At 38.7% G+C, this 14,336-nt stretch carries 12 protein-coding genes, 1 tRNA gene and 1 pseudogene; 6 read left to right on the top strand and 8 right to left on the bottom strand.

Features of this window, described 5'->3' with window-relative positions; all coding sequences use genetic code 11:
• Positions 1-820: 820 nt before the first annotated feature.
• The gene (locus G8761_RS18945; RefSeq protein ID WP_166029529.1) at positions 821-1,720 is read right to left on the bottom strand and encodes a DMT family transporter; all 900 of its coding nucleotides are present in this window, start codon (positions 1,718-1,720) and stop codon (positions 821-823) included.
• A gap of 146 nt (positions 1,721-1,866) precedes the next feature.
• On the opposite strand from G8761_RS18945, the gene G8761_RS18940 reads away from it, so the two are divergent.
• Entirely contained in the window at positions 1,867-2,553 is a 687-nt protein-coding gene (locus tag G8761_RS18940; protein WP_420800272.1) for an MgtC/SapB family protein, read from the top strand.
• A gap of 67 nt (positions 2,554-2,620) precedes the next feature.
• A tRNA-Ala gene (locus G8761_RS18935) sits at positions 2,621-2,693 on the top strand.
• Positions 2,694-2,738: 45 nt separating this feature from the next.
• On the opposite strand, the gene G8761_RS18930 is transcribed toward G8761_RS18935, so the two are convergent.
• Both G8761_RS18930 and G8761_RS18925 read right to left on the bottom strand, forming a co-directional pair.
• Positions 2,739-4,145, bottom strand: coding sequence for an amino acid permease (locus G8761_RS18930; protein ID WP_338000995.1), 1,407 nt, complete (start codon positions 4,143-4,145; stop codon positions 2,739-2,741).
• A gap of 55 nt (positions 4,146-4,200) precedes the next feature.
• Positions 4,201-4,338, bottom strand: a complete 138-nt coding sequence (locus tag G8761_RS18925) for a hypothetical protein (protein WP_166029527.1) — start codon at positions 4,336-4,338, stop codon at positions 4,201-4,203.
• Between G8761_RS18925 and G8761_RS18920 the strand changes: the two genes are divergently transcribed.
• From G8761_RS18920 to G8761_RS28155, 3 genes and pseudogenes are all read left to right on the top strand, one after another.
• Complete coding sequence (locus G8761_RS18920; protein WP_166029526.1) at positions 4,337-4,975, top strand: LysE family transporter; 639 nt, start codon at positions 4,337-4,339, stop codon at positions 4,973-4,975. The genes G8761_RS18925 and G8761_RS18920 overlap by 2 nt on opposite strands.
• A gap of 195 nt (positions 4,976-5,170) precedes the next feature.
• On the top strand, positions 5,171-6,481 hold the full coding sequence (locus G8761_RS18915) for an amino acid permease (protein WP_166029534.1): 1,311 nt from the start codon (positions 5,171-5,173) through the stop codon (positions 6,479-6,481).
• 50 nt (positions 6,482-6,531) lie between these two features.
• Positions 6,532-7,781: pseudogene (locus tag G8761_RS28155) on the top strand (erythromycin esterase family protein).
• 246 nt (positions 7,782-8,027) lie between these two features.
• Here G8761_RS28155 and G8761_RS18905 read toward each other — a convergent pair.
• The 3 genes from G8761_RS18905 to G8761_RS18895 all read right to left on the bottom strand — a co-directional run bounded on the left by G8761_RS18905 (position 8,028) and on the right by G8761_RS18895 (position 11,681).
• A complete protein-coding gene (locus G8761_RS18905) occupies positions 8,028-8,975 on the bottom strand; it encodes an ABC transporter permease (RefSeq protein ID WP_166029525.1) in 948 nt (315 codons plus the stop codon).
• Entirely contained in the window at positions 8,953-9,894 is a 942-nt protein-coding gene (locus G8761_RS18900; RefSeq protein WP_166029524.1) for an ABC transporter ATP-binding protein, read from the bottom strand. Before G8761_RS18900 ends, G8761_RS18905 begins: the two co-directional genes overlap by 23 nt.
• Before the next feature lie 251 nt (positions 9,895-10,145).
• A complete protein-coding gene (locus tag G8761_RS18895) occupies positions 10,146-11,681 on the bottom strand; it encodes an alpha/beta hydrolase (RefSeq protein ID WP_166029533.1) in 1,536 nt (511 codons plus the stop codon).
• Between the two features lie 374 nt (positions 11,682-12,055).
• Here G8761_RS18895 and G8761_RS28150 point away from each other — a divergent pair, with 374 nt between their 5' ends.
• Positions 12,056-12,184, top strand: a complete 129-nt coding sequence (locus tag G8761_RS28150; RefSeq protein ID WP_420800271.1) for a DUF3231 family protein — start codon at positions 12,056-12,058, stop codon at positions 12,182-12,184.
• Between the two features lie 216 nt (positions 12,185-12,400).
• Here the strand turns inward: G8761_RS28150 and G8761_RS18885 are convergent, their stop codons facing one another.
• Together G8761_RS18885 and G8761_RS18880 are read right to left on the bottom strand one after the other, a co-directional pair.
• The gene (locus tag G8761_RS18885; protein WP_166029522.1) at positions 12,401-13,003 is read right to left on the bottom strand and encodes a cell wall hydrolase; all 603 of its coding nucleotides are present in this window, start codon (positions 13,001-13,003) and stop codon (positions 12,401-12,403) included.
• Positions 13,004-13,223: 220 nt separating this feature from the next.
• Positions 13,224-14,333, bottom strand: a complete 1,110-nt coding sequence (locus G8761_RS18880) for an AbrB family transcriptional regulator (protein WP_166029520.1) — start codon at positions 14,331-14,333, stop codon at positions 13,224-13,226.
• Positions 14,334-14,336: the final 3 nt, after the last annotated feature.

Here is a 14,336-nt window from a genome sequence, read left to right as displayed (position 1 = left end):
GCGTTCGTCCTGAGCCAGGATCAAACTCTCCGATAAAGAGTATGAGTTTAGCTCATAAAGTTACGTTGGCTGATGAAACAAGTTCATCATGTTATTGTTTGTTTGTTCACGCTTTGTTTGTTTAGTTTTCAAAGAGCAAGGCAACTTCTTTGATTCAACCTCTTTGCAGCCTTGCGACGAGCGGAACATATTCTTCATTGAATAAGCGCTGGCGCAGGAGCAATCATAAGGTAGCATCGCAAAGTATTTTATTTAGCCGCCCAAAAGCGACTTCCTAAATATATCATCCACCGAGCGAGTTGTCAACAATGTTTTTTACTTTTTTCTTGCTGGCTAACTTGCTTCCTGAGGACGAGATTAAATATAACACGGATAAATTATGTTTGCAATATAATTTTTAAAAAAACCTTAATAAATTTTACTCCTTATTTATTAACATGTTTTTACTAATAGTAGATAATAAAATTATTCACAATGTTATCCACATGAAGTTAATAACTCGTCCTTAATATAGTAGGGTATTAAGAGCTTATTAACAAATTGTGGACAAATCCTCATATATTATCCACAGGGTTTGCCCACTTATTCAATTATAAAAAGACCTTAACGTTCGAATAGTAATTTTTTAGAACATTTTATTTCAGCTCAATTTCTTCATAATACTGATTCACTATTATAATTTATTCTCTACTCACATATACCAGATTAAACGATTCAAATACAACTGTTCAAATATCCTATAAAAGTTTCCTGCAAAAACTAAATAAACAGCTCAAAACTCTTTTGCTGATTTCGCATTACCTTCCGGATTCTCATCTCTCTAACTCTCAACTGGACCTGTTTCTCTCTTTTTTAATTGTTCATCTATAACAAAGAGCAAAATACCTCCTATTACAATGAATCCCCCAATAAATTGTGTAGGAATTACTTTTTCATTTAATAAGAAATAAGCAAGTATAGTTGCACCAACCGGTTCAAACAGGATGGCCATAGATATCAATGATGTACTTAGCCACTTTAATGACCAATTAAAAAGTGTATGCCCAAGTAATGTTGGAATAAGTGCCAGGAGAATAAAATAGATCCAATCACTATTATGCCTAGGAACTATAGGTTCCCGATTCGCAGTAATGTATATAAATAATGTAATGGAACTGATCATATATACGATAAAGGTATAGGTAACAAGCGATAATCTTTTACGTACAGTTTGTCCTACCAGCAGATAAGCTGTTACAAGGCCACAGGCAATCAACGCAAGAATATCTCCCCATAATGCAGTACCGCTAATTTTAAAATCACCCCAGCTGATAATGACGCTCCCCGTAATTGCTATAACACCGCTTAAAATAGCTTTAGCTGACAATCTTTCTTTAAAAAAGAAATAGGTACCTATAAAGGCAAACAAGGGCTGAAGGGTTACAAGGACGGTAGAGCTTGCCACCGAGGTGAAGTTTAAAGACTCGAACCAGAGGATAAAATGAAACGCCAGAAATATACCTGATATTAAAGAAAAAAACCAGTCCTTTACTGTAATTAGTTTAAGTTCCGCTTTATACTTTCCTATAAATATAGGCACCATAATCAAAACTGAGAAAAAGAGGCGGTAAAAAGCAATAACAGCAGAAGGGGCATAACAATACTTTACAAAAATGGCTGATGCAGATACAGCTACTACTCCAACAATTAAAGCTGCATAAGGATTAATTTTTGGCTCCATGTGATTAACTCCTTAAAAACTCTTATGTAAAGCTATAATAGCTAATGTATAAATTAAATTATAAACATTAAAACATCTTTATGTTATTTTTTTGGCCTTATAAAAGTATTATTAAATCTAAAACGGACGTGAATGCAATGGACAATATGGAATTGGAAATTTTATTTAAATTAGGGCTTTCAGCTGTACTTGGTCTTGTGATCGGCCTAGAGAGAGAATTGAAACGAAAACCGGTAGGATTAAAAACAAGTCTTGTCATTTCTATTGTTAGCTGTTTATTAACAATAGTGTCTATACAATCTGCTTACACTTTTCCCCAACCCGGGAATGTTAATATACAAATGGACCCACTACGGCTCGCAGCACAAATTGTTTCAGGTATAGGTTTCCTAGGTGCAGGGGTAATTTTAAGGAGGGGAAACGACAGTATCTCCGGTCTTACCACAGCTGCTATGATTTGGGGAGCAGCTGGTATCGGAATTGCTGTTGGGGCTGGCTTTTATATAGAAGCTTTCGCTGGAGTAGCCCTTCTAATTTTAAGTGTAGAATTTGTTCCTTTTATAATGAAAGCAGTTGGCCCAAAACAATTGCGTGAAAAAGAGATTATGCTGAATTTAAACATAAGAGAAAAAGAACAAATTGAAAAAGTTGTAAACTTTATTATGGAGAAGAAATATAACATCAGAAGAATACGTATTAAAGATTTAGATAATGGAATGCATCATGTTCAAGTTCTAGTAACAGTTGATTTCCGTAATAAAACCACTGATGTATATTACATTATTTCAGAATTGCATGGAGTAGAAAGAGTAGATATAGAAAGCATTAGCTGAATTTTTTTTGAATATCTCTTGCAAGGAAGCAATCCACCCGTTATAATCATTCATGTACCACTATTCCGGGGGATTAGCTCAGCTGGGAGAGCGCTTGCATGGCATGCAAGAGGTCAGGGGTTCGAGCCCCCTATTCTCCATAAAAACACCTGCAAAATTGCAGGTGTTTTTTTATTGTGCTGTTATCACCTTGTTCTCGGATCCCTTCTTGGTCCTCTCGACCAAATTCGATAGGCTATACTGATTACTGCAGCTAAAGCAAAGGCTGCATAAAAGCCCATTCGAAAATCATGTACCTTCAAACTGATCACAAACAAAAATAGAATAGCAATAATCGAGCCGTAGGCTCCAGGCCTTCCCCAAATCAGCTTCGATTCATATGTTTCATTTTCACCTCTTCTTTTTTTCCATATTACATACACAATAAGGTTGATTGTCCAGTTTAAAAATGTAAAGTAAGAAGATGCAGATACCAAATAATTATAAAGTGTTGAAGGGAGCAAAAAGCTTATCCCCACCACAATAAGAACTCCAGCTGCAACTGCAATCCACGCATTACGATAAAAGCCGTTTCTAGAATGCTGAAGAAAAAAACGCGGCCCTTTTTTCACTACAGATAAAGAAACAATCATCTGAATGGAAGCATAGTAAGCAGCTGCCATGACGGAAAAAGCTGCAAGCAGGACAACTATATTTAAGGCCGCTGCACCCCATTCTAACCCTATAACATCAAAAGCATGAACAAAAGGACTTTTCTTAAGAGATACTGAATGCCATGGTGTAATCATTACTAATACGAGCATTGAAATTGCATACAGGCCTATAGAACCAAAAGACATGATCCTTGATGCCTCGGGAATTTCAATCCTTGGCCGGTTTACTTCTCTTGCAGCCATGGCTACTGCACCTATACCGGAATAAGAAAAGATCACCACCAGCATAGACTGAAGTATCCCTGAAACGCCCATAGGAAAAAAGGAATGCCATCCAGATAAGGGACTAGGGACCTGGGGAGCACCCCTTGTTACAAGCACATAGCATCCGACAATAATAAATGCTAGAAGGGCAAGAACTTTTACAGCTGCCATACCGGCTTCAATTCGTCCAAAAAAGCGCATATTCATCATATTAAGCAAAATAATAATGACCGTGAATGATGTAGCCAAAACTGGCAGAGGAAGGTGCGGAAGCCAAAGGTGAACAAAAACACCCATCGCAATCGCTTCCGATCCAATTCCCAGAATACTTGAGGTAAACATCACCCATCCAAGGAGAAAACCAGTATAAGGTCCGAGAAATTGTTCAGCATATACACGGAAAGAACCTGGCTGAAGCCGGTTAACATTTATACTAGCCATGGCACCAAGTACCTGCATCATGATTAGGCCGCCCAACAAAAATGCTAATGAGACTGCTGGGCCCGCTTCACGCACTGCGAGTCCCGATCCAAGAAAAAACCCTGCTCCAATTACTCCTCCAATACCAATACCGGAAAGACTAAAGGCATTTAATCCCCCTTTTGGTTCCTCTTCGATACGTTCCCTGCGAGGCAGGACGATACCCGTCCGTGCAGATTTTAAAATAACCAACACCCTCTTTCTGTATATTTATCTACCTTTTATAATGCCGGAAGCAGTTAAAAACGATTCAATAACTGCCAAAGTATTCACTGCAGAACGTATACCCTCCGTACCCAAATGCTTTTTTCTCAGCAAGTCCTATTCCCCTTTTCATTAGCATAGACTGTACAAGCTGATTATTTTGGAAAGTGGAGTGAAGTCTCATGAGCATGAGTCTCCTTTGCAGTTATATCTTTTTAGGATTAACGCTGGCAGCGCCTATTGGGCCAGTTAATTCAGCAAGGCTTGATAAGGGAATTAAAAATGGTTTTTGGCATGCATGGGTAGTTGGGGCTGGCTCGATGATTGCCGATGCCATTTTTATGCTGATGGTATATCTAGGTGTTGCACGTTTTGTCGATATACCAATTGTTCAGATATTTTTATGGGTGTTTGGGGGATTTGTTCTACTTTACTCCGGTGTCGAAGGAATCATCTCAGCAAAGGATATTACTTTAAATTTCAGCCGTTCAAAAGAATCCCTGCTGCGATGTTTTATAACGGGTTTTATGATGTCAATTACAAGTCCTCTATCCATTCTCTTTTGGCTGGGAATTTACGGATCTGTTTTAGCTAAGACCTCGCAAAACTATGGAACTGAACAGCTTCTGATATATAGCAGCATGATTTTTATCGGCCTATCCCTTTGGGATCTTTTTGTTGCTTCATTAACAACCGGTTTCCGCAGATTTTTGACAAATAAAAGCTTATTTGCAATATCGCTTATTTCCGGTCTTTCTTTAATCGGATTTGGAGTTTATTTTGGATATCAGGGTCTGAATGCTCTGTCTAAATACTCATAATTCTCCTTTTAAAAAAGTACTTTTCTTGCGGGAGGTACTTTTTTCGTTTTGATTCCATTAATTTAACATTATTACATTTCATAATTCCCCCCCTTCTACCAAATAATAATCCAATATAAAGGAGGTATTGGATTGGCAAAAGCAAATTGCAGTCCTGGCGGTAATAACCAAAACCAGGGAAACAGCAAAGGAAATATGAAGTGGTGGCAGCTTTCACTTGTAGGTGTTGGGTGTACCATAGGAACTGGATATTTTCTCGGATCCACTATTGGGATTGAAGTAACTGGTCCATCAATTGTCTTTTCTTTTATACTAGCAGCTATTGGAACCTATGTTGTTTTTAATCTGCTCGCTAAAATGACAGCCCAGGACCCTCAGGAAGGCTCTTTCTGCTACTATGCAAAAAAAGCATACGGCAAATGGGCAGGATTTAGCTGCGGATGGAATTACTGGTGCTCCAATATTCTAATAATGGGGAGCCAGCTAACCGCACTTTCCATTCTTTCAAGATTCTGGTTTCCGAAAGTCCCATTATGGATTTTTGCAGCAGGCTATGCTGTATTGGCTATTTTAGTTGTTCTGATGGGAACAAAGGGATTTGATAAAGTCGAAAACATTCTTGCGATTATAAAAACCGCTGCAATAGTTATGTTTATTATTCTTGCAGCCGCCGCTGTCTTTGGCTGGATACATGGTGATAACGGGCATATTAATTTTCCTGGTTCGATGGGAGAGATCTTTCCTAAAGGAGTAAAGGGATTTTGGACATCATTGATTTACGCCTTTTATGCATATGGAGGTATAGAGGTAATCGGCCTTATGGCCATGCAGCTTAAAAACAAGGATGATGCCCCGAAAGCAGGAAAAATTATGCTTTTCCTTCTCTTGACCATTTATGTACTATCCCTGGGATTTGCTGTAACAATGGCTTCCCTCCATGCATTTAACGAAAAGGAAAGCCCATTTGTAACTGCCTTAGAAAATCATCATTTACCGTTCTTCCCCCATGTATTTAATGGTGCCATAATTGTAGCAGGCTTTTCAACCATGACTGCCTCACTATTCGGAGTAACAACACTTCTGGTCACTCTTGCGAATGATGGAGATGCTCCCGCATTTTTTTCCAAAAAAATTAAAAAGTTTAAGGACTTGCCGCTGCCATCATTGGGACTTGGCGCTATTGGTTTATCCGCTTCCATTGTCACTGCTCTGCTGCTGCCTGGAAAAATATACGAGTATATAACAACAGCAGCAGGAATTTTACTGTTATTGAATTGGTCCTTTATTGTCCTTTCCGCCCTAAAGCTTCTTAAAGTAAAAGCAATTGATAAGACACTTGCAATAATTGGACTTGTCCTAATCGCAGCCGCTATATCAGGTACGGTTATGGAAAAAAATATAAGTTACGGGCTTTTAGTAAGCCTGCTTTTTGTGGCAATAATCGGGATAGTCGCTTATATTATGCAGAAAAAGGTCTGGTCAAAGAGCGAAAATAAATTTGGATAAAAGTTGTTTAAAACCCATCTTATTCGTATATAGCAATCAAGAAAAATGGGGTGGTACTAATTCAATACCTTGATGTAGTGAAAGCAGTTAGGGAAAAGGCTCTGAAATTAACTGATTACCATGATCTTGATTCTATCGTGGATGCAATTGGAAATTCAAAATACGTTCTTATTGGCGAGGCAACTCACGGCACATCAGAGTTTTATACCATTAGGGCGGAATTATCCAAAAAGTTAATTCAGAAAAAAGGATTCTCCTTTGTAGCAGTAGAAGGTGACTGGCCTTCATGCTACAGTGTTAATCGATATTGTAAAGGCTACAGTGATGCTAAAACGGATATCTCCTCCCTTTTAAAAAACAATTTTAAACGCTGGCCGACATGGATGTGGTCGAACACGGTTGTGGAGCAGTTTATAAAATGGCTCAGGGATTATAATACGACCGTCGAAAAAAAGGTTGGTTTTTACGGAATTGATATGTACAGCCTGTTTGAATCGATGGAGGAAATAATTAATTATTTGGAAAAAACGGGTTCAGATGAAGTAGTTGCAGCTAAAAAGGCTTTTTCCTGTTTTAATCCATTTGAAAAAGATGAACAGGACTATGAATGGCTGCGGCCTACTTGTCAGAAAGCTGTGAAGAAGAAGTTCTAAAGCTGCTGATGGACATTCAATCAAAACGGATTATAGAAACAACTGACGAAGAGGAATCTTTAAGTCTCGAACTTAATGCACTAGTCGCCGCAAGTGCTGAGCTTTATTATCGTTCCATGATAAAAGGTGATGCGGAAACTTGGAATATAAGGGACCGTCATATGGCAGAAACCATCGAAAGGCTGTCTGGGTTTTATGGACCTGATGCTAAAGTAATTGTATGGGAACATAACACGCATATTGGAGATGCACGCGCCACAGACATGGCTCAAGAAGGGATGGTCAATGTCGGCCAGCTCATGCGCGAAAAGCATGGATTAGAAGTATTTGCAGTAGGATTTGGAACCTCCGAGGGAACAGTCATTGCCGGATCTTCATGGGGATCACCATTAGAAACACTGCAGGTTCCTCCAGCCAGCAAGAAAACCTGGGAAGAGGTTCTTCATAGGGCTGGTCACTTTGACCAAATTTTGCTTCCAGACCTGCTCCACACACCACTTTTTGATACGATTGCCGGCCACCGTGCCATAGGGGTCGTTTATGACCCCGCCTATGAACATTACGGAAATTATGTACCCACTAATCTGGCTAAAAGATATGACTGTTTTGTTTTTATAGACAAAACCAGCGCTTTGACTCCTATTTAAGCATTAATCCCGCCTTCCCGCGGGATTTATTTTGTAAAAAACCGTTTTCGAGCATAATTTAACTAGAAATTTCTGAGGCGGAAAAGATGGCTGGTAATAAGTAAAATGAATTCAATCAGACAATAAAAATTTATTTTAATGATTTTTTTATCATTATGAACAGCCATAAATCATCCCAGTTATATTTACGTTTTAATGCATATCTTTAAAAAATGGCCGCTTCTTGAGGAAGAGGCCATTTTCCACTTATGCAGCCACATCCCGCTTTTTGAAAACAGCGAAGGCCAAAACCTGAAACATGATAAAATAGGAAACCAGCATTGCTAAAGAAAAGTGAAAAGTCATTCCTTCAACCATAGGTACCCCATCAAAATATTGTGACAGATCTGTATTCGCGAACAGTATATACTTTGCCCAGTGGAACTTTGAAGCCAGGAGCATGGTGAGTTCGCTGCCAGTAAACATAAGGAAAATGGAAATTCCTATTGCAAGTGAGCTGTTTCTGAATACAGCGGATATCATAAAGGCCATTGTAGAAAGCATCAGCATGGTTACTGATCTCATACCATAAAAAACGACCAGATGAGAGATCATACTTTGTTCGGCTACTTTTCCATTCACATATTTCAAATACGGTACTACAGTTTCTGGGGTACCGAATAAAAGATACCCAGTAATTAGAGAGAAGATAAATAAAATAACCAGCATGGTCAGAGCAAACAAAATGGTGGTTATATATTTCGATAGAAGCAATCTTCCCCTGCTAATTGGCCGGATCAATAATAGCTTAATTGTCCCCCAGTTGAATTCCTGGGCCACAATTCCAGCCGCAATAATAATCGTGAAAAGACCTGCAAGCTGAATTAGCCCTGAACCATCAGAAACAAAATCCCACATCGAATACTTTTGATTAGGATTTAAATTATGCTTAATTTGATACTGATTTAGTGCAATACTTCTTTTTATAGATGGAACCCTAACCTTTGAAACCTTTTCCAGCTGCTGCTTCGATTGATCCACCTGTTGTTGAAGGTCTGCCTTCCAGTTAATCTGCTTTTGGACAGTGGTCTGATTTTGCTGATATTTGATAACAGAGCCTGTTATCATCACCATTAATAGAAGTAATCCCACCATTACCAGTGTTCCAGGTCTCCTGAAAATTTTCATCCATTCATTTTGTATCAGCATAAGCATATAAAGCTTCCCCCTTTTTCTCGGTAACCTCAAGGAACCGGTCTTCTAGTGTTCTTGATTGCTCCCTTACATTAAAAATATCTATGTTTGCTATCACCATTTCTCTGACTAATAACGGAACCTGTTCTTTGCTTAACGGGATAATGATTCCCTTCTCCCTTACCTGAACTTTTATCTCTGGAAAATGATGTTTTAATAATTTTATTGCAGCTTCTCTCGGGGAAACTTTTATCTCAATAAATTTTTCCGGGCCATTTACAAAATCGTTCACCAGCTGAACGTCTATAAGCTTTCCACGCTGAATAATTCCAATCCTGTCACACATCATTTCCATTTCGGATAATAAATGGCTTGAAACTATTACTGCCATATCCCTTTCTTTTGCAAGCATTCTTAAATGGTCCCTCATTTCACGAATACCAGCTGGGTCAAGCCCATTTGTTGGTTCATCCAAAATAAGGACCTTAGGATCATGAAGCAGTGCCTGCGCAAGGCCAAGCCTTTGCCTCATACCGAGAGAATAAGTTTTTACCTTATCATGAATTCTTTCTGATAAACCGACAAGCCGGACTGCCTCCTGAATTTGTGTTTGCTTGATTCCCTTTGACATCCTTGCATAATGCAAAAGATTTTGGTAGCCTGTAAGGAATTTATACATTTCCGGATTCTCAACTATACCTCCCACCTGGCTTATTGCTTTTTCAAAATCTTTTTTTATACTGTAGCCTGAAATCTTAATATCCCCTGATGTGATGCTAATAAGGCCAACCATCATTCGAATAGTAGTGGTCTTGCCTGCTCCATTTGGACCCAGGAAGCCAAACACCTCTCCTTTTTTTACATTAAAATTTAAAGAGTCAATAATGGTTTTACCCTTGATCTTCTTTGTAACATTTTGAATCTCAACAACTGCTGACATATCATTTCTCCTTTCTCTTTCTATTAAAATGATATCGCTGGCAGCTATTTTGAAAAACAATCCTGGGATTTATTTCAAAATAAGACCTGAGGCTTAGAGAGCAAAAGACTTATATTAGAAAAACTTGGCATTCGCCAAGTCCATTTGGCGGATGACCTAGTTTTTCTTATACGTTCAGAATTTACAGATATAAATTCTGATTAGCTAAAAAAAAACCCCGGGTCTAGAAGCCCGAAGTTCTTACTGATCTTTTATTCAGGATCAGTTTCCTGACCGGTTTTTAAATCTATTACTTTGACAGTATCCTTAGGAGATGGCACAAACTTACTTTGAGGCGCCTGTTTCTTATTCTCTACCCAATCAACCATTAAATCAAATGCCTGATGGGCATAAGGCAGCAGCGGCTGAAGTGTTTGATCAGCATCAGATCCTTTGCTCCAAACAAGGCTATCAACGTGGTTACCATTATTAATTGTGTAAAGGCGGTGAAGGTCACCTTTTCCTGCTTCTTTTACAAGCTTATCGTAGCCATCAGCATGAATACTCGGGAAGATCAGGGAATCCAGAGAACCAGTCAAGCTGATTAAAGGAACGTCAATATTGCCAGTATTGGATATTTCTTTGATTTTGTCCTTAACGCTCTTTGGTCGTGTAACATATTTATAATCCTCAAAAATATTATCATATTGGCGGTCTCTTACACCATTTACGAAGTTAAGATAGTTAGGCCATTGAATCCTGCCTGGTGCGTTAGGGTCAAAATGATCACGATATATATTCAAAGAAATAAACCAATAAACCTGATCATGGTAAGGCCAAAGCTTCTCGGACCCTTTTGGCAGTCCAGCCTTATACATCTCTTTAACTGCCTTTTCCTTCTCCTTACCGCTTCCGTAAATTGCCTGTTCTGCATTATTGACAACTGGAGTCAAAGAACTAATCAGGTTTGGAGTTTTTTCTGTCCATAAAACACCTTCCCAATCCACGCCTCCATCAAAAAGACGTGGCTCCCCTGTCTTTTTCTTTCCATCGTGTTCCAATGCAAAACGAACCACATATCCACCATTTGAAATACCCATAGCGTATGTAGGAACTTGATGATTTTTCTTAACTAAATCCCTAGCGGGATTAGCAGAATCGGATGATTTAATTAGCTTATCAGCATAATTTTCAACCAGATAGTTTTGTGCTGCTTTAGTTACCTGGCGGAAGCGCATATTCCATTCAGCTACACTGTCATCTTCATGAACTAAAGCATCTTTGACTTTTGCAAAAGGATCCCCAGGTGCTTCGCTTGCGTCACCCTGTGTTCCTTTATCGATAGCAGCAAACGCATAGCCTTTAGCAAGGACAAAGTCACTGAATAAAAGGTCCGTAGAAGTTTCATTACGGGTAGCTGGAATTCCGGAAACAACGAGTTTACCATTCCAATTATCAGGAACCCTGATTAAAAACTGAGCATCGTTAAAAACTCCGTTAACCTGCGTTCCTGTAATTCCTGCAGGCTTATTCATCTGGTACCAGCCTGTCCCAGCAGTTGCATCTCCCCAGTTGTAAGGTGTAAGACCGATATTACCGAAGAGTGTTGCCTGCTGATATTGCTGCGGGTTTTTAGTGGTAAGCCAGTTGCTGTTTTCACCATTATAATAGGTTACTTTTACATCGTGTGCCCCTGGTATTACTGCTGCAGCCTCAGCAGCTTTTGTATGATTCTGCATTCCCGTTCCTAAATAGTATGGTAGTAACAAAGATGAGGTTAGTGTAAGCGCTAACAGTTTTTTCTTCAGATCAATCACTCCCTTTTAAGAATATTCAAACATACTAATCTTACCCTTTTTCCTGTTAACTAACATGGTGCTTTTAGCATATTTTCCCTTTGAGATTCTTCACCGTTTAATTTTGTATACACATAAAAACCGGTTTAAAAGTCGAAAATACATTTTAAATGTAGGAGGATTATGGAGATAAAGCATCATCCGCAGTTGACTGCCTCTGAACTGTCTGTCCTATGGAATACATATATGGCGAATACTATAGGCTTATGATACTTCAGCATTTCAACCATACAAGCTGAGGACGAAAAAACGAAGAGTATTTTAGAGTTTGCACTTCAAACAGCCGTGGACCATATCACAACTATTACTGAATTAATTAACAAGGAATCTTTGCCTATTACAAAGGTTTTGGTAATGATGATGTGAATCTGGACGCTCCCCGTCTATTTTCCGATACTTTTTACCTGCGCTATCTTGAGCATATGGGACGTACCGGTTTAACTACCTATGCCTAGCAAAAAGTGATTTCCACTCGAAAAGATAGTCGAAACCTTTTTAGTAGGTGGTATTCGCAAACAGAACAATTATTTGATCTTGCAAGTGATTTGGCTTTGGAAAATGGAACATATGTTAGGCCCCCATATATCGATACCGCAAGGACTGAAAAGTGCAGGATATAAACAGAAAAAAGCGCAGAAGAACATCCTCTGCGCCTTTTTCTGTTTATACTATTATTTTGCAAATTTATGGTTGCCAATTTTTACTGTTGTATGACGTGAAAAGATCCATTTGCTTGTTGAAATTCTAGGGTTATAAAAATATAATGATCCGTTTCCTTTACCGCTAAAAGCAAGTGCCTCATTTACTGCCTTTCTTGATGCTGCATCGGCAGGCTTATTGATCTGTCCATTTTGAACTGGTGTAAATGCATAGTGGCCTTTAGTATTTTGATAAACTACACCTTTTACAGTGTTTGGGAACTTAGTGCTTTTTACCCTGTTTAAAATAACTGTTGCTACTGCAACCTTTCCTGCATAAGGCTCACCTTTCGCTTCTGCATGTACAAGGCGTGCAATCAGTTCCTTTTCTGAATTTGAAATAGCTGAATAAGGTACTGCCATTCTTTGGCCTGGATAAAGCATGCTGCCATTTCTATTATTAATAGACTTTATCTGATTTACAGGTACACCGTACTTAATAGCAATTTTCCAATATGTCTCACCCTTGCCCACATTATGAGTTCTAGTGGCTGCTTCGGATTGCTTTCCAAAAAAGAATGGTGACATTGAAATTAATAAAGCCGATGCAATTACTAGTTTTTTAATTTTTTTCATTCTATAACCTCCTAGTAGTTTTGCTCGTTTCTCTACTACTAGGCTAGCAGTTGTAATACTTTTATTCATGGACCAATATATCCCAGCTAGCAGGCTAGCTGCCTCTTCCTATGGGACTATAGGCCTCATCTTAAACGCGGAATTTTTAACCAAACAAATTTCATCTCCTTTAATAACCTATAAAGGAGAATTTAGGATGAAATTTTACACTATATTTCAATTATGTAACAGAACGCTTAGCCTTACTTTTCAAAATTAATTTAAAAAACCACTTTAGCATTGGGGGAACAACAAAAAAGATAAAAAACAGGCGAAATAATTGATATCCAGCCACAATAGACAAGTCAGCATCTACCTCATGGGCAATGATTCCCATTTGATCCATTCCGCCCGGTGCAAGACTCAGCGCGCTTGTAGCAAAAGAAAAACCATGTGTTGTTTTTAACAGGGTGCTTAAACCAAAGGAGCCTAGCAGCAAACATATCCCGCTTACCAAGGCAAAGGAGAATAACTTCCTTTTATTATTCAAATTCTCGGTCTTTAGGAGAAGACCTACATAGGAACCAATCATAAATTGAGAAAGGTCCATAACCACTGACGGAAGGCGAGGGCCGGCAAATCCCGCTAAAATTAAAACAGTAGTTCCTAGAATGGGGCCAACCAAATAGGCTGTCGGAAGCTTAATTTTTCTCCCGACAATTGCACAAACAACCGAAACGGCAGCAAACAAAAGGATATCAGGAAAAAGAGTATTCCATTCTGAATTCCCTGCATGAACAAGCTGTGAGTTAACACTGCTTTTGTCTATACCAAAAAACGGATTAAAGATAATCAAAGGTACAAATACAACAATCATCATTAGGCGGGTAACCTGCATGAATGTAACAATTGTTATATCAATAGAAGGGATTTCTTCTGCAAGGGTAATCATTTGGGAAAGTCCTCCCGGAATGCTCCCTGTCAGAATCGTTGGAAAATCAATTCCTGTCCATTTGGCTATAAAAAAAGCGATTATGGAGCAGAAAAGAATTAGAAGAACGGTCATTAAAAAAATCGATGGGAGCTGGACCAGGATTTCAGCTACTGCTTTTCTTGTGAAGGATAAACCAATTGAATACCCAACAATAATTAAAGCGATATCCCGAATTCTCACCGGCCAATATAATTTACCTGTTTTCTTAGATCTGGAGGCTGCAAATACAGCAAACATCGGACCTAACAGCCAGGGAATTGGGAGATGGACCAAACTAAATACACTACCGCCGATTAAGGCTATGATAGCTGTCTTCAAGATTTGAGGCAGCCTTGAATTTTGCGTTTCAGAAGTCATATT

Source organism: Neobacillus terrae (genome assembly GCF_011393025.1).
In the GTDB taxonomy this organism is placed as follows: domain Bacteria; phylum Bacillota; class Bacilli; order Bacillales; family Cytobacillaceae; genus Neobacillus_A; species Neobacillus_A terrae.
This window is presented reverse-complemented; position numbering and strand designations above follow the sequence as displayed.